Source organism: Pengzhenrongella sp., from assembly GCF_036565025.1.
Classification (GTDB): domain Bacteria; phylum Actinomycetota; class Actinomycetes; order Actinomycetales; family Cellulomonadaceae; genus Pengzhenrongella.
The window spans coordinates 1-14,789 of sequence record NZ_DATCNW010000139.1 but is presented as its reverse complement, the minus strand read 5'-3'; the positions used below and the strand labels follow the sequence as shown (position 1 = coordinate 14,789).

Sequence of the window (14,789 nt, the reverse complement as noted above, 5' to 3'; positions counted from 1 at the left end):
GTCCCGAGCGGTCACAGCGACGTTGCCTGGGACCACACCCAATTCCCGATGTTGGACAGGGAGTTGTTCACCACGGGACCCGCCGCCGTGGAGCCGAGCACGAGCCCGAAGATCACACACACCAATGCCCCACCGGCGTGTACCTTGCCCGCGCGGATCAACGCCAGCACCGCGATGGCCAGCAGTACTGCCGTCACGGCGACGCTCATCGCGCGACCCCCGCCCGGGTGGCCGCAGACGAGCCGGTGCCCGCCGATTGACTCGTCCGAACGTGGGTGCCGAAGCCAAACGGCTGAACCTTGATCGCCATGCCATCCACCTCTTGGTGTCGGGGTCGGTACCCACGCAGCGCTCTTCCGAGCTCGTGGGGTTGGGGCAAAGACTACCGATTCGATCCGGCCGGACCCCGTCGCGCGCGCGGGCGGGGCGGCCCCGGTTCGACCGGCTTTCCGTCACCGCCGGCCCCGAGCGATGCGGTGCACGCCCGGATTCGGCGATCCGCAACCGATTCGCTCGATCGGCACACGCAGTTGCCTCATTTCCTGCAGGAACGCACCGATGTGGGCGAGAGGATCGCGTAGGACCTAAGTCCCGGTGACCGCAGACGAGAGGCACATCGTGTCGCAGGATCATGCACGAGTCGGGCCACCATCGGAAGCCGGGCCGGGTGGGCGTCAGCAGGGCGCGGGGCGGATCGCGTCCGGTGTGCTGTCCCGCATGCGACTGAGCGCTCGCCTCGGGCTCCTGGTGGGCGTGCTGCTCATCCCGACGTTCGTGGCGACCTGGTCGTTCGCCGGCGTCATGGGCTCCCAGGTGGCCTTCTCCGCCGCCGAGCGCACCGGCATGACGGTCCTCTCGCCCGCCCTCGCGGCGCTCACCGCGACCGCCATCGGCGAGACCCCCGACCTGGGCGCTGTTCGAGCAGCGGTCACGGCCGAGCCAGGCCTCGACCTGGGTGCGGCGATGTCCGCCGTCGACGGCCTCGAGGCCGCAGCGACGACGCCGGCTGGGCGGGCAGCGCTCGGCGCCGCGCTGGTCGATCTCGTGACCGCGGCGGGTAACAGCTCGAATCTGATCCTCGACCCGGACCTCGACTCGTTCTATCTGATGGACGCGCTCGTCGTGCAGGTCCCCAAGGCGCTGCTGATGGGCGCACAGGCGGCGCTGCCGCCGACCGGCACCCCGGAGCTCCGGGTCGCCACGCAGGCGGTGCTCGCCGGACAGCTGGCGAGTGCCGCCGCCGCGATGAAGTCCGACGTCGAGACCGCGTCAGCACGTACCGTGGACGGCGCCGTCGGCCGAGACACCCAGGGCCTGACCGCGGCCGCAGGCGTGGTCAACGAGCTTGCCTCGACGTTGACGGCAAGCCTCGGCCACCCGCTGGGCGCGGATCCGGCCGCGGCCGGCCGCGCGACCGGCCAGGGCGCCGTCTCCGTAGGGGTGGCGCTGGACCGCCTGCTCGCCACGCGAATCGCCGGCCTCTCCGAGCGCCGATCCACCACGCTCGCAATCACGCTGGCCTGCCTTCTGGTCGCGCTGCTCTGGGCCGCCGCAGTGGTCGCGAGCTCCCGCCGGGACGTCGGGCTCGCGCTGGGGAGCATTCAGGCGATCGCGCGCGGCAATCTGCTCGATCTTTCCGTCCCGACCGGACGCGACGAGCTGGGCGACATCGGGCGGGCCATCTCGACGGCTCGGGCGTGGCTCCGGGAAACGATGGCTGGGGTCTCCGCGACGGCCCAGACCGTGGGTGCGGCCGCGGGTGAGCTTTCGGCGTCGAACTCCAAGGTGGCCTTCAACGCGGAGGCGACCACCACGCAGGCGGGCGTCGTGGCCGCGGCCGCGGAGCAGGTGAGCCGAAACGTGCAGACGGTGGCGGCGGGAACCGAGGAGATGGGGGCCTCGATCCGGGAGATCGCGCAGAACGCGAGCGAGGCGGCAACGGTGGCAGGTCGCGCGACGGGCGTGGTGTCCTCGACGAATGAGATCGTGACGAAGCTGGGGCTCTCGTCGGCGGAGATCGGCGCCGTGGTCAAGGCGATCACGTCGATCGCCGCGCAGACGAACCTGCTCGCCCTGAATGCGACGATCGAGGCGGCGCGCGCAGGTGAGGCAGGCAAGGGCTTCGCGGTCGTCGCCGGCGAGGTCAAGGAGCTCGCGCGGGAGACCGCGCGGGCCACGGAGGAGATCACCCGGCGGGTCGAGGCGATCCAGCTCGAGACCGCCGACGCCGTGGCGGCGATCGGCGAGATCAGCGCGATCATCGTGCTGATCAACGACTACCAGCTGACCATCGCGAGTGCGATGGAGGAGCAGACCGCCACGACCAACGAGATGTCCCGATCCGTGGCCGAGGCGGCCAACGGCTCCGGGGAGATCGCGGCCAACATCACCGGCGTTGCCTCGTCCTCCACGAGCTCGAGCCGTCTCTTCGGCGAGATCGATGCGTCCGTCGGCAATCTCGCCCGCCTGTCCGTTGACCTGCGCGAACGTGTCGCCGCCTTCACGTACTGACAACGGCGCGCCGATCGTTACATCCGTGAAACGTGTCAACGGGCATGTGGTATGCGATGGTGAGGGCCACACATTCAGGGGGCCGAATGTTAACCAGGGGACAGCGTCGTCGCCGCATTACCGGGGATCGCGTGGACTGCGCGAGCCAGCTCGAGGATTTGGTGCGCGGGCTTGCCGCGCATTTCGATGTTCCGGAGCCAATCGTGCTCCCGTGGCCTGCCACCGGCGAGGTGCACCAGCTCGGACGGTACTCCCGTGGGTTCGACGGCGGCCGGATCACGCTCTGGTACAAGGCGCTGCACGCGGGAAACATCCACACCGTGCTCGCGCACGAGTTCACCCACCATCTCGACTACGAGCGTGGCACCTACCGCGGGCTCGACCCGGAGAACCTGCACGGGCGCGTGTTCATCGAGAGTTGGCGCGAGGTCGAGGAAGCCCTCGACGCCCTGCGGCAGGCCGCCGCCGCCTGACCCGCTCGCCGAGAAGTCGAAAATCGCCCGTCGGACTCGATCCGGACGGGCGATTTTCGACTTCTCGGCGTTACTGCCGGCGAACTACTGGCAGGACTCGCAGTCGAGCGCGTCCTGCGGGTCGATCGGGCAGGCGATCCCGTCGATGATCTCGAACTCGGCGCGCGGAAGGTCCTCGGGAAGGACGAACGCCGGCAGGACGTACGCCGACAGGTCGTCCGCCGACAGGTCGTCCGCCGACAGGTCGTCGGCCGGCAGGTCGTCGGCCGGCAGGGCGTGCGTGGGCGAGGCGTCGATGCGCCAGATGGCGCGCGCGACGTCATCGGGCGAGACGTACGCGCGCGAGAGGAGGGTGTCCGTTGTCATACCGGGATAACGCCCCGGCGCGCGGGTTTCATCCGCAGCCGGGCGGTCTGCGAGGCCCGTTCAGAGCTCGTCGCCGCCGGCGGATGCGACCCAGAGGTACACGTTGCGGCCGGTCTCGCTCGCCGCGGTGAGCAGGGCGATGATCGACGTGACGAGGGGGAGCGCGGAGCGCGGCGTGAGGTCCAGGTCCTCGTCGGCCGCCCACTCCGAGGCGACCTCGCCGGGCAGCTCGACGTCCTCGGCGCGACCGAGCTCGACCAGGACCTCGCGCAGGAACGACGGCACCTCGAACAGCGACTCGCGGTCGAGGTCGACCTCTTGGAGCTCGAGCTCACCGTTGCCGTACTGCACCGCGCGCGCGGCGATCTCGCCGAGGACCTCGAGGTCGAGGGCTTCCACGCCGGACAGGTCGAGGGCCGCGTCCACGGCCTTCGGCTCGCGCCCGGCGTCGCGGGCATCGGCGCGCGCGAGGGCGCCGGTGTGGTCGGCCACGAAGAGCTCGGATCGAACGGTCATGACGGGGCTCCCCAGGAACGGAACGCGGCGCGCTGCGCGACGCGCGCGAAGCCTATCCGCCGGCGCGACGCGGGGCGCACCGCCCCCACCCGCAACGTCCGAGCGTTGACGTCCTATAGGACGTCAACGCTCGGACGTTACGCGGGGTGGGTCAGGCGCCGTGCAGGCGCGCGAACTGCAGGGCGTGCTCCTGCGCCAGCCACGGAGTCTCCGCCCGCGCATCCGTGCACGGGTGGCCCGCCTCGAGCTCGTCCAGGTAGGCCCGGTCCTTCGCGAGGCGTCGGCCCATCTCGCGAACGTCACCCACGTGACCGTGCCCGGGGAGGAGCACCTCGATGCGGTGCTCGCGCGCGGCGGCCTCGAGCGCGTCGAGCCCCGCGCGGTAGTCCGCGACGGGGTCCGCCGCGTCGACGTCGAGCAGGGGGATCTCCTCGTCGCAGAGCATGTCCCCGGAGAGCAGCACCCCGCCGGCCGGCAGCACGAGCCCGGCGTGCCCCGGGCAGTGCCCCGCGAGCGGGACGACGACGGCGCGCGGACCGTCCCACGGGATCTCGCCCGCGCCGTCCGGCAAGGGGGTCAGCCGGCCGGTCAGGTCTCGGTCGTGACCGGGCGCCGCCGCGTCGGCCTCGGCGAGCACGTGCGGTCGGGTGGCGTGCGCGTGGGCCGCGCCGCGGGGGGTCGCCCACCGCGGGCCGTCGCCGAGCGCGCGCGCCCACAGCACGTGATCCCAATGCGGGTGGGTCGAGAAACCGGCCACGACCGACCAGCCGCGCTCGCGGATCGCCGTCGCCAGCCCGGCGATCTCCGCGACCGTGATGCCGGGATCGACCACCAGGCACGCGCCGTCGTCGGCGACGACCACTGTGCTGAGCGACCTCCAGATCACGGCGGTAGCGGTCCACACCCCGGGCGCCACCTCGGTCAGCTCGCGGGCCGTCACTCGACCGGTCCGTTCGCCACGCGAGTCGCGCCCGGCCCGATCCCCGTGCGCCGGCTCAGCGGTTCTGCTCGGCGCGTGCCGCGAGGGCCGCCGCGCCGACGATCCCGGCCGCGTTCCGCAGCTGCGCGGGCACGATCGGGGCCCGCAGGTGCAGCAGGGGCAGGAACTTCGCGTGGTTCTTGCTGACCCCGCCGCCGACGATGATCCGGTCCGGCCACAGCAGGTCCTCGAGCACGCCGTAGTAGCGCTGCAGGCGCTGGGCCCACTCCTCCCAGCTGAGGTCCTCGCGGTCGCGGGCGCCGTCCGACGCCATGGACTCGGCGTCGCGCCCGTCGATCTCGATGTGACCCAACTCGAGGTTCGGGACCAGCACGCCGTCGACCACCATCGCGGTGCCGATGCCGGTGCCGAGGGTCGTCACGAGGGTCACGCCCGTCGAGCCGCGGGCGGCCCCGTACCTCGCCTCGGCGAACCCGGCGGCGTCCGCGTCGTTGAACGCGACCACCTTGCGGCCGAGCGCCTTGCCCATGACGGTCTCGATGTTCGTCCCGATCCAGGACGAGTCGACGTTCGCCGCGCTGCGGGCCACGCCGTGCTGGACGACCGCCGGGAACGTGATCCCGACGGGCACGTCGAGCGGGAGGTCGAACGAGGAGATCACCTTCGCGACGATGTCGGCCACGTTCTCCGGTGTCGAGACGTCGGGGGTCGCGATCCGCACGCGGTCGGCGGAGAACTCCCCGCGCGCGAGGTCGACCGGCGCGCCCTTGATCCCGCTGCCGCCGATGTCGATGCCGAAGGCGACCGATGGGGTGGACTTCTTCGTCCCAGGGTTCTGGCTCATGGCGAGGTCAGGATCTCCGCTCCGGTTTGGGTGACCAGCAGGGTGTGCTCGAACTGTGCGGTGAGGGCGCCGTCGGCCGTCAGGACCGTCCAGCCGTCGTCCCACATGGTCCATTCGTGGGTGCCGAGCGTGAGCATCGGCTCGATCGTGAAGACCATGCCGGGCTTGATCTCGGTCGCGTACTCCGGGGCCGCGTCGTAGTGCGGGATGACCAGGCCCGAGTGGAAGGCCTCGCCGACGCCGTGGCCGGTGTAGTCCCGCACGACGCCGTAGCCGAACCGCTGGGCGTACTTCTCGATCACGCGTCCGATCACGTTCACCTCGCGACCCGGGACGACGGCCCGGATCGCGCGGGCCAGCGACTCGCGGGTGCGCTCCACGAGCAGCGCCGCGGACTCGCTGATCTCCCCGACCGGGAAGGTCGCGTTGGTGTCGCCATGCACGCCGCCGATGAAGGCGGTGATGTCGACGTTCACGATGTCGCCGTCCACCAGCACGGTGGAGTCCGGGATCCCGTGGCAGATCACCTCGTTGACCGAGGTGCACAGCGACTTGGGGTAGCCGCGGTAGCCGAGGGTGGACGGGTACGCGCCGTGCCGCACGAGGTACTCGTGGCCGATCCGGTCGAGCTCGTCGGTCGTGATGCCGGGGGTGACGGCCCGGCCGACCTCCGCAAGGGCGCGCGCCGCGATGCGGCTCGCCACCCTGATCCGGTCGACCGTCTCGGGGGCGACGACGTCGCTGCCCTCGAATGCCTTGGGTCCGGGTCGGCCCACGTACTCCGGGCGCGCGATGGAGCTGGGCACGGAGCGGCGGGGGCTGATCACCCCCGGCGTGATGGGCCGGCTGGTGGTGCTCGCTGTCGCCATGACTGGCAGTCTACGGACCATAGGAGCCCGGTTGCGGGCACGAGGTGGAGGTGCGTCATGGCAGGTGCGGACGAGTCCGGCGAGTTCTGGTTCAACGCCAGGACGAAGCAGATCGAGGAGGGCCACCAGAGCTCGTGGCGGGACCTGATGGGGCCCTACCCGAGCAGGGAGGCCGCGGCCCACGCCCTGGAGCAGGCGGCGGATCGGACCAAGGCCTGGGACGAGCAGGACGAGCGCGACACGACCTGACCGGTCGTTAACCTTCGCGGATGACCTCAGTCGCTGAGCAGTTGAAGGACGCTGAGCAGTTGAAGGACCTCGAGCGCACCCGGCTGCGGGCGCTGGTCGACGCCGACGCCCCCGCCCTGGATGCGCTGCACACCGCGGACTTCGTCCTGGTCAACCCCGGCGGGGGCGCGTGGTCGAAGGAGGAGTACATCGGGGGAGTCGTGTCGAGGCGGATCAACTACCGCCGTTTCGAGGCGATCTCCGAGATCGAGGCGATGGTGGACGGCAACCTCGCGGTGCTGCGCTACCGGTCCGCGATCGACATCCACATCCAGGGCGAGGGCGGCCGCCCGCTCGAGTGCTGGCACCTGGACTGCTACCGGCGGGTTGCGCCGGATGCTCCGTGGCAGGTGGTCTGGTCACAGGCGACGGAGACCGAGTAGCCCGCCGAGTCGCGCAGTTCACCGACGGCACGCTAACGTCCGAGCGCTGACGTCCTATAGGACGTCAGCGCTCGGACGTTGCGAGTTGCGAGTTGCGGCGTGGCGCCGGCCGGGGGTGGCTACTTGGGGAACGAGTGGGCGAGATCGGGGAAGGTGCCCGTGCGGACCTCGTCGGCGTAGGCGGTTGCCGCCGCGCGCAGCGCAGCCCCGACCTCGCCGAAGTGCTTGGCGAACCTCGGCGCCCAGTCGCCCATGCCGGCCATGTCCAGCCAGACGAGCACCTGACCGTCGCAGTCCGGTCCCGCCCCGATCCCGATCGTCGGGATGTGCAGGACCTCGGTGACGCGCGCGGCGAGCGGCGCCGGCACCATCTCCAGCACGACGGCGACCGCACCGGCCTCCTGGAGCGCGACGGCGTCCGCGGAGAGACGCTCGGCGGCGTCGTCACCGCGGCCCTGCACGCGCGGGCCGCCGAGCAGGTTCTCCGACTGCGGAGTGAAGCCGAGGTGCCCGAAGACGGGGATCCCCGCGTTGGTGAGCATCCGGACCTGGGCCGCGACGCGGCGGCCGCCCTCGAACTTGACCGCGTGCGCACCGCCCTCCTTGAGCATCCGGACCGCCGTCGCGAGCGCCTGCTCCGGGGATGCCTCGTACGAGCCGAACGGCAGGTCGGCGATCACGAGCGCGCGCTTGGCCGCGACCGAGACCGCCCGCACCGCGGGGATCAGCTCGTCCACGGTGACCGGGATGGTCGTCTCGGCGCCGTGCATCGTGTTCCCGATCGAGTCGCCGATCAGCAGCATGTCGATTCCGACCTCGTCGAAGATCTTGGCGGTCGGGTAGTCGTAGGCGGTCAACATGGTGAGCCGGTCGCCGCGTTCCTTGGCCTCGCGCAGGTGGTGCACCCGGACGCGCTTGGGTGCGGGTGCGGCGGGGCGCGGGGAGGTCGCGGGCGTGCCGGCGGCGGACTCAGTCATCGGTGCGGCTCCTGGTAGGTGCTCACGGCTCGCGCCATAGCGTCGTGATGGGCAGCCTACGGTCCCGGCCAAAGGCGAGCCCGGTGACCTTCGGACCGAGCGGGTACTGGCGGCGCTTCCACTCGGCACGATCGACGAGGGTGAGGACCTTGTCCACGATCTCCGGGTCGAACCCGCGGGCCAGCAGCTCGACCCGGCCCTCCGCGTGCTCGACGTACGCGTCGAGGACCCGGTCCAGCAGCTCATACGGCGGCAGCGAGTCCTGGTCGACCTGGCCGGGGCGCAGCTCGGCCGACGGCGGTTTGGTGATCGAGCTCTCCGGGATCGGCGGCAGCTTGCCGACGTCGAGCGCGGCGTTGTTGCGCCACCGGGCCAGCGCCCACACGCGCGACTTGTCCACGTCCTTCAGCGGCGCGTACCCCCCGACGGCGTCCCCGTAGACGGTCGAGTAGCCGACCGCGAGCTCGGACTTGTTCCCGGTCGCGAGCACGAGGTGGCCCTCGGCGTTCGCCAGGCCCATCAGGATCACGCCGCGCATGCGCGCCTGCAGGTTCTCCGCGGCGACGCCCTCGAGCCCGAGCTCGGCCTCGAACACGTCGACCATCGGCTTGATCGGCTGGATGCGGTAGTCGGCGCCGATCCGCTTGGCGAGGTCGGCGGCGTCGTCCTTGGAGTGCTCGGAGGAGTACCGCGATGGCATCGAGACGCCGACGACGTGCTCGCCGCCGATCGCGTCCGCCGCGATCACCGCGACCAGTGCCGAGTCGATCCCGCCGGACAGGCCGAGCGCGACCGAGCCGAAGCCGTTCTTGCGCAGGTAACCGCTCAGGCCCGCGACGACCGCCTTGTAGATCGCCTCGTCGGGGTCGAGGTCCGGGGCGATCTCGGGCCCGGTGCGGGGGATGGCGGCGGCGGGGGCGGAGGCGTCGCCGGTCGCGCCCTCGAGCGTGGCGTCGGGCAGGTCCCACAGGAGCAGGTGCTCGACGAGCTGCGGAGCGCGGGCCAGCAGGTCGCCGTCCGCGTCGACCACGAACGAGCCGCCGTCGAACACGAGGTCGTCCTGGCCGCCGACCATGTTGACGTAGGCGACCGGCGCGCGGACCTCGCGGGCCCGGCGAGCGGCCAGCTCGGTGCGCAGGTGGACCTTGCCGTCCTCGAACGGAGAGCCGTTGATGACCAGCAGCAGGTCCAGGTCGGCATCGGCCATCGCGGCGACCGGGCCGCCGTCCTGCCAGATGTCCTCGCAGATCACCAGGCCTATCCGCCGCCCGTGGACGTCGAGGACGCACGGCTCGGTGCCCGAGGCGAAGATCCGGAACTCGTCGAACACGCCGTAGTTCGGCAGGTGGTGCTTGTCGTAGCGGGCCTGGACCCGGCCGTGCTGGATCACCACGGCCTGGTTCGTGGGGCGCGCCGGCGCGGCGTCGTGCTCGCGCGTGGTCCGCTCCCCGACGCTCCCGACGACGACGACGAGCTCGCCCAGCCCCTCCTGCGCCAGCCCGGTCGCGATCGACTGCAGCGCAGCCTCGGCGCCGCGCCGGAACGAGGCCCGCAGCGCGAGGTCCTCGATCGGGTACCCGGTGACGGTCATCTCGGGGAACGCGACGACGTCGGCCCCGGCCTGCGCCGCCCGCCGGGTCCACTCGAGCACGGTCCGGGTGTTGCCCGCGAGATCGCCGACACACGTGTCGACCTGGGCCAGCGCGATGCGCACATTCACCATGCCCCGACCCTATTGCGCCCCGCCCCCCGCCAGTTCCGCGGTCCGCGCGGAGGTGCGGGAGGCGTGGGTCCGGTGCGGTCGTCTCCGTCGGTGCCCGGTCCGATGCCTGCTCATGAGGCTTCGGACCGCTGGGTGTATGGCTGGGTGTATCGAGAGTGCACCTCCCGGTGCATTTTCGATACACCCAGCCATACACCCAGCCCCAATTGGGGACGTCCGGCCTGATACGGCATGTTTCGGGAGCAGACTTGGGCGCCCCGGGCAATGTGGCGCGTCGGAAATTCAACGGGGTGTCAGATCCGGCCAGGTCCGCGCGGCGTCATCGAGACGGCAGGACGCGGCATGCCCGCGCGAGCGGCATGTGCCCGTTCGATCCGGCCTAGGACCTGTCGTCCGTTGGTCAGGATCTCGTGCGGAGTGACCGCGAGGCGGCTGATCCCGTACTCGGCGAAGACACTGTCGACGCGTACGGTCCGGTCCCAGTCGGCTGACGCGGAGTGGTGCTTGGCGGAGTGGACCTGGACGGCGAGGCCGACGTCGTCGAACCAGGCGTCCGGAGAGGGCAGGACCGTGCCGTCCGAGGCTCGCAGCTCGGGGTTCGGCCACGCTTTCGGGAGTACCGGACTGGTTCCGAGCAGGTCGAGAAGGTCGACCTCAGCGACCGACCACGCGCCACTGCGGGCCGTCGCGATCGCCCGCCGAAGAATGCCTGAACCACGGTGGGCGCCGGCGCCGAGCTCGTGCTCGAGGTCTTCGGGTCGCAGCAGGCGCCGCTGGAGCGCTTCGATCACGACGGCGTCCGCCGAACGTTGCGACCGGGCCCCGCGGGCCGCGTCCGCGACAGCACGCGTGAGCGGCGCGATTCGGACGATTCCGCGGCACACCGCGGCCGGCGCGATGCGTTTGCTCCGGGTGGCGACGACGAACCCCGACCGTCGCGCGGCCAGATTCCCTGGCACTTGCATGTGGACGCGACCGTCGTCGATGACCGACGCGATCCCATGCCATCGTGCGGCCGTCGCTCCGCTCACCCTGGCCTCGGGGCCGCACATGAGCTGCGCCGCGACCAGACGCTGATCGAGGTTGAGCGGGCCGGTGAACAGGGCCACCACCCCAGGAAGCACGTGTCGCCACGATCGCTGAGCCCTGTGCCGCACGGCGGCCGACGTGATGCCCGCGGCGGTGAGCTGGGATCGCGTGACGAGCCCGCTCTGAAAGCTCGCGATGGACGCGAGCTCGGGTGGGAGGTCGGGGGAACCCATAGGTGGATATTGCCGGAGCCGGAACGCTCACGCGCTCGGCGCGGCGGCTCCCGGTGGACGGGCACGCGATCATCGAGCCTGTGGACGCATAGCCATCCTGGGCCCGCCGTCGATGGCCACCGGGCTGGGTGTGTCGCTGGGTGTATCCGATGCGCACCCCCAGGTGCACGCCCGATGCGCCCACCCATACACCCAGCGTCCGGGACGCCGTCGGGCAGCCAGCACGCTCCCCGCACGGCCTCACCGAGACCGCCGCCGGGGATGTCACCAACCCGAAACCTTTATCGGGCAGGATGGGGGCATGGACAGGCAGCAAGAGTTCGTGCTCCGCACGGTCGAGGAGCGGGACATCCGCTTCGTCCGCCTCTGGTTCACCGATGTGCTCGGGATCCTCAAATCCGTGGCGATCGCGCCCGCGGAGCTCGAGTCGGCGTTCTCGGAAGGGATCGGCTTCGACGGGAGCTCGATCGAGGGCCTGACGCGGGTGTACGAGGCGGACATGATCGCTATGCCCGACCCCACCACGTTCCAGATCCTGCCGTGGCGCGGCGAGCGGCAGGGCACCGCGCGGATGTTCTGCGACATCCTCACCCCCGACGGCGAGCCGTCGCTGGCCGACTCCCGCAACGTGCTCAAGCGCGCGCTCGCGAAGGCGAGCGACCAGGGGTTCACGTTCTACACGCACCCCGAGGTCGAGTTCTACCTCTTCGAGAGCAGCGACCTGTCCAAGCCGCTCGTCCCGGCGGACCAGGGCGGCTACTTCGACCACGTGCCGCGCGGCACGACGCACGACTTCCGGCGCTCGGCGATCGGGATGCTCGAGTCGATGGGGATCTCGGTCGAGTTCTCCCACCACGAGGCCGGGCCGGGCCAGAACGAGATCGACCTGCGCTACGCCGACGCCCTGACCACAGCGGACAACATCATGACGTTCCGCACGGTGGTCAAGGAGGTCGCGCTCGAGCAGGGCACGTTCGCGTCGTTCATGCCCAAGCCGATGGCGGACCACCCCGGTTCGGGCATGCACACCCACCTGTCGCTGTTCGAGGGCGACCGCAACGCGTTCGCCGAGCCGGGCGCGCAGTACGAGCTGTCCAAGGTCGCGCGCAACTTCATCGCCGGCCTGCTCAGGCACGCGCCGGAGATCACCGCGGTCACGAACCAGTTCGTGAACTCCTACAAGCGGCTGTGGGGCGGCGCCGAGGCGCCGAGCTACGTCTGCTGGGGCCACAACAACCGTTCCGCGCTGGTCCGGGTCCCGATGTACAAGCCCGGCAAGTCGAACTCGAGCCGCGTGGAGTACCGCGCGCTGGACTCGGCCGCGAACCCGTACCTGGCCTTCGCCGTGCTGCTCGCCGCCGGCCTCAAGGGCGTCGAGGAGGGCTACGAGCTGCCCGAGGGCGCCGAGGACGACGTCTGGGAGCTGACCGACGCCGAGCGCCGCGCGGTCGGCATCGAGCCGCTGCCGCAGTCGTTGGACCAGGCGATCTTGATCATGGAGCGCTCCGAGCTCGTCGCCGAGACGCTCGGTGAGCACGTCTTCGACTTCGTGCTGCGCAACAAGCGCCAGGAGTGGGACGACTACCGCGGGCAGGTCACGCCCTACGAGCTGCGGCGGTTCCTGCCGATCCTGTGAACCCTGGACGCGGTGCACCCCTTTCGCACGACAGAGCTACCGTGAGCGCGTGAGCACCCGCGGCGGCACCCTGGCCGGCCGGCTCACCCGGCTCGGATTCGCTGACGTCAGGCGTGCCCAGAGCATGCTGGCCGACGCCGACCTGGTCGCCGTCGTCGGCGACGTTACCGACGACGACGTGGCGGGACTGGTCGGCGCCCTCGGTGAGGTGGCCGACCCGGACCAGGCGCTGCTCGCCCTCGCCCGGATCGCCGGATCGGTCCGCGAGAACCCCGCCCAGCGCACGCTGCTCGCGGGGCTGCTGAGTCGCGGCCTCGAGCGGGACCGGCTGCTCGCCGTCCTGGGTGCCTCGGTCGCGCTCGGCGACACCCTCGCCGCGCACCCCGACCAGCTCGACGTGCTCGCCGACCTGACTCCCGGCATCGGTGTGCAGGTCGCCGAGGTGCGCGCCGAGCTGCTCATCTCCGTCGGGGCGGACCCCGACGCCGAGGTGCCGGTGGCCGACGTCGTCGGCCCCGCCGGGTGGGACGTGATGCGCCGGGCCTACCGCCGACGGTTGATGCGCATCGCCGCAACCGACCTCACGAGCACCGACCCGCTGAGCCGGCTGCCGGGGGTCGCGGCCGCGCTCGCGGACCTCGCGGCGGCCGCGCTCGAGGCCGCCCTCGCGCTCGCGCGCGCCGAGCTCGACGACCACGGAGCCGGGGTGCGGCTCGCGGTCCTGGGGCTGGGCAAGACCGGCGGGCGCGAGCTGAACTACGTGAGCGACGTCGACGTCATCTACGTCGCCGAGCCCACCGATGCGGTCACCGAGGAGCACGCGCTCGCCGTCGGCGCCCGGCTCGCGACCAGTCTCGCGCGCGCCTGCGCCAACCCGTCCGGCGAGCCGGCCCTGTGGCCGGTCGACGCCGCGCTGCGCCCCGAGGGCAAGAACGGCCCGCTCGTGCGCACGCTGTCGAGCCACCGCGCGTACTACGAGCGCTGGGCCAGCACCTGGGAGTTCCAGGCGCTGCTCAAGGCCCGGCCGGTCGCGGGGGACCGCGCGCTCGGCGAGGCGTACGTCGCCGCGATGAACCCGCTGGTCTGGTCCGCGGTCGAGCGGGAGAACTTCGTCTCCGACTCCCAGGCGATGCGCCGCCGGGTCGAGCAGAATGTCCCGGTCGCCGAGGCGGACCGCCAGCTCAAGCTCGGCGTCGGCGGGCTGCGGGACGTCGAGTTCACCGTCCAGCTGCTCCAGCTCGTGCACGGGCGCGCGGACACCTCGATCCGCAGCCCCAGCACGCTGACCGCGCTCGCCGCGCTCGCCGCGGGCGGCTACGTCGGGCGCGAGGACGCCGCGCGCCTCGCCGTCTGCTACCGCCTGCTGCGCGCCCTCGAGCACCGGATCCAGCTGCACCGGCTGCGCCGCACCCACCTCATGCCGACGTCCGACGCCGACCTGCGGCGCCTCGCCCGCTCGATCGGGATGCGGGCCGAGGGCGCCAACGAGCTGATGGAGCGCTGGCGCAGCACGCGCCGCGAGGTCCGCGGGCTGCACGAGGCGCTCTTCTACCGACCGCTGCTGCCCGCGACCGCGCAGCTCTCGACGGCGGAGGCGGCCCTCGCGCCCGACGCCGCCCGCGCGCGGCTCGCCGCCATCGGCTACCGCGACCCGGCGGGCGCGCTGCGGCACATCGTGGCCCTCACCGAGGGCGTCTCACGCCGCGCGGCGATCCAGCGCCAGCTGCTGCCCGTGATGCTCGGCTGGTTCGCCGAGGGCGCCGACGCCGACGCCGGCCTGCTCAACTTCCGGCGGCTGTCCGACACCCTCGGCACCACGCACTGGTACCTGCGCCTGCTGCGCGACTCGGGCACCGCGGCCGCCCGCCTCGCGCGGGTGCTGTCCACCTCGCGTTACGTCGCGGAGGCCCTCGCGCGCTCCCCGGAGTCCGTGGCGTGGCTGGCCGACGACGCCGAGCTCGCCCCGCGCTCTCCCGAGCGCCTCGCCGCCGAGGCCGACGC

General features: G+C 71.8%; 15 protein-coding genes. 6 read left to right on the top strand and 9 right to left on the bottom strand.

All coding sequences use genetic code 11. The annotated features are described in order from the left end of the window. Positions 1–11: 11 nt before the first annotated feature. On the bottom strand, positions 12–197 hold the full coding sequence (locus VIM26_RS08035; RefSeq protein WP_331949946.1) for a hypothetical protein: 186 nt from the start codon (positions 195–197) through the stop codon (positions 12–14). A gap of 520 nt (positions 198–717) precedes the next feature. Here VIM26_RS08035 and VIM26_RS08030 point away from each other — a divergent pair. Beyond that, positions 718–2,511 (top strand): methyl-accepting chemotaxis protein, encoded by a 1,794-nt coding sequence (locus tag VIM26_RS08030; protein WP_331949944.1) that lies wholly within the window; start codon positions 718–720, stop codon positions 2,509–2,511. A gap of 203 nt (positions 2,512–2,714) precedes the next feature. Then, the gene (locus VIM26_RS08025; RefSeq protein WP_331949942.1) at positions 2,715–2,984 is read left to right on the top strand and encodes a hypothetical protein; all 270 of its coding nucleotides are present in this window, start codon (positions 2,715–2,717) and stop codon (positions 2,982–2,984) included. 84 nt (positions 2,985–3,068) lie between these two features. Here the strand turns inward: VIM26_RS08025 and VIM26_RS08020 are convergent, their stop codons facing one another. The 5 genes from VIM26_RS08020 to map form a co-directional block, all read right to left on the bottom strand. Then, positions 3,069–3,350, bottom strand: coding sequence for a hypothetical protein (locus tag VIM26_RS08020; RefSeq protein WP_331949940.1), 282 nt, complete (start codon positions 3,348–3,350; stop codon positions 3,069–3,071). Positions 3,351–3,410: 60 nt separating this feature from the next. After that, on the bottom strand, positions 3,411–3,866 hold the full coding sequence (locus tag VIM26_RS08015) for a hypothetical protein (RefSeq protein WP_331949938.1): 456 nt from the start codon (positions 3,864–3,866) through the stop codon (positions 3,411–3,413). A 151-nt stretch (positions 3,867–4,017) separates the two neighbouring features. Then, positions 4,018–4,806, bottom strand: coding sequence for an MBL fold metallo-hydrolase (locus tag VIM26_RS08010; RefSeq protein ID WP_331949936.1), 789 nt, complete (start codon positions 4,804–4,806; stop codon positions 4,018–4,020). A gap of 55 nt (positions 4,807–4,861) precedes the next feature. Then, the gene (gene ppgK, locus VIM26_RS08005) at positions 4,862–5,650 is read right to left on the bottom strand and encodes a polyphosphate--glucose phosphotransferase (protein ID WP_331949934.1); all 789 of its coding nucleotides are present in this window, start codon (positions 5,648–5,650) and stop codon (positions 4,862–4,864) included. Further along, positions 5,647–6,519, bottom strand: a complete 873-nt coding sequence (map, locus tag VIM26_RS08000; RefSeq protein WP_331949932.1) for a type I methionyl aminopeptidase — start codon at positions 6,517–6,519, stop codon at positions 5,647–5,649. Before map ends, ppgK begins: the two co-directional genes overlap by 4 nt. A gap of 57 nt (positions 6,520–6,576) precedes the next feature. Here map and VIM26_RS07995 point away from each other — a divergent pair, with 57 nt between their 5' ends. Together VIM26_RS07995 and VIM26_RS07990 are read left to right on the top strand one after the other, a co-directional pair. After that, positions 6,577–6,768 carry an SPOR domain-containing protein gene (locus VIM26_RS07995; protein WP_331949930.1) on the top strand — a complete coding sequence of 64 codons (192 nt, stop codon included), beginning with the start codon at positions 6,577–6,579 and terminating at the stop codon, positions 6,766–6,768. Between the two features lie 20 nt (positions 6,769–6,788). Then, positions 6,789–7,190: a nuclear transport factor 2 family protein gene (locus VIM26_RS07990; protein WP_331949928.1), complete on the top strand. Its 402-nt coding sequence runs from the start codon at positions 6,789–6,791 to the stop codon at positions 7,188–7,190. A gap of 119 nt (positions 7,191–7,309) precedes the next feature. Here VIM26_RS07990 and panB read toward each other — a convergent pair whose 3' ends face one another. The 3 genes from panB to VIM26_RS07975 all read right to left on the bottom strand — a co-directional run bounded on the left by panB (position 7,310) and on the right by VIM26_RS07975 (position 11,152). Next, on the bottom strand, positions 7,310–8,167 hold the full coding sequence (gene panB / locus VIM26_RS07985; protein WP_331949927.1) for a 3-methyl-2-oxobutanoate hydroxymethyltransferase: 858 nt from the start codon (positions 8,165–8,167) through the stop codon (positions 7,310–7,312). A 22-nt stretch (positions 8,168–8,189) separates the two neighbouring features. Beyond that, positions 8,190–9,890 (bottom strand): NAD+ synthase, encoded by a 1,701-nt coding sequence (locus tag VIM26_RS07980; protein WP_331949925.1) that lies wholly within the window; start codon positions 9,888–9,890, stop codon positions 8,190–8,192. A 293-nt stretch (positions 9,891–10,183) separates the two neighbouring features. After that, entirely contained in the window at positions 10,184–11,152 is a 969-nt protein-coding gene (locus VIM26_RS07975) for a hypothetical protein (protein ID WP_331949923.1), read from the bottom strand. Between the two features lie 301 nt (positions 11,153–11,453). On the opposite strand from VIM26_RS07975, the gene glnA reads away from it, so the two are divergent. Then, positions 11,454–12,788, top strand: coding sequence for a type I glutamate--ammonia ligase (glnA, locus tag VIM26_RS07970; protein ID WP_331949921.1), 1,335 nt, complete (start codon positions 11,454–11,456; stop codon positions 12,786–12,788). Between the two features lie 49 nt (positions 12,789–12,837). After that, the coding region (locus tag VIM26_RS07965) for a bifunctional [glutamine synthetase] adenylyltransferase/[glutamine synthetase]-adenylyl-L-tyrosine phosphorylase (RefSeq protein ID WP_331949919.1) at positions 12,838–14,789 on the top strand (1,952 nt) is incomplete at its 3' end.

Bases quoted from the DNA above. Each gene is read 5' to 3' on its own strand.
- ppgK (WP_331949934.1), bottom strand. From the start codon at position 5,650: ATGAGCCAGAACCCTGGGACGAAGAAGTCCACCCCATCGGTCGCCTTC.
- VIM26_RS07980 (WP_331949925.1), bottom strand. From the start codon at position 9,890: ATGGTGAATGTGCGCATCGCGCTGGCCCAGGTCGACACGTGTGTCGGC.
- glnA (WP_331949921.1), top strand. From the start codon at position 11,454: ATGGACAGGCAGCAAGAGTTCGTGCTCCGCACGGTCGAGGAGCGGGAC.
- VIM26_RS08015 (WP_331949938.1), bottom strand. From the start codon at position 3,866: ATGACCGTTCGATCCGAGCTCTTCGTGGCCGACCACACCGGCGCCCTC.
- VIM26_RS07990 (WP_331949928.1), top strand. From the start codon at position 6,789: ATGACCTCAGTCGCTGAGCAGTTGAAGGACGCTGAGCAGTTGAAGGAC.
- VIM26_RS07995 (WP_331949930.1), top strand. From the start codon at position 6,577: ATGGCAGGTGCGGACGAGTCCGGCGAGTTCTGGTTCAACGCCAGGACG.
- VIM26_RS08020 (WP_331949940.1), bottom strand. From the start codon at position 3,350: ATGACAACGGACACCCTCCTCTCGCGCGCGTACGTCTCGCCCGATGAC.
- map (WP_331949932.1), bottom strand. From the start codon at position 6,519: ATGGCGACAGCGAGCACCACCAGCCGGCCCATCACGCCGGGGGTGATC.
- VIM26_RS07975 (WP_331949923.1), bottom strand. From the start codon at position 11,152: ATGGGTTCCCCCGACCTCCCACCCGAGCTCGCGTCCATCGCGAGCTTT.
- VIM26_RS08030 (WP_331949944.1), top strand. From the start codon at position 718: ATGCGACTGAGCGCTCGCCTCGGGCTCCTGGTGGGCGTGCTGCTCATC.
- panB (WP_331949927.1), bottom strand. From the start codon at position 8,167: ATGACTGAGTCCGCCGCCGGCACGCCCGCGACCTCCCCGCGCCCCGCC.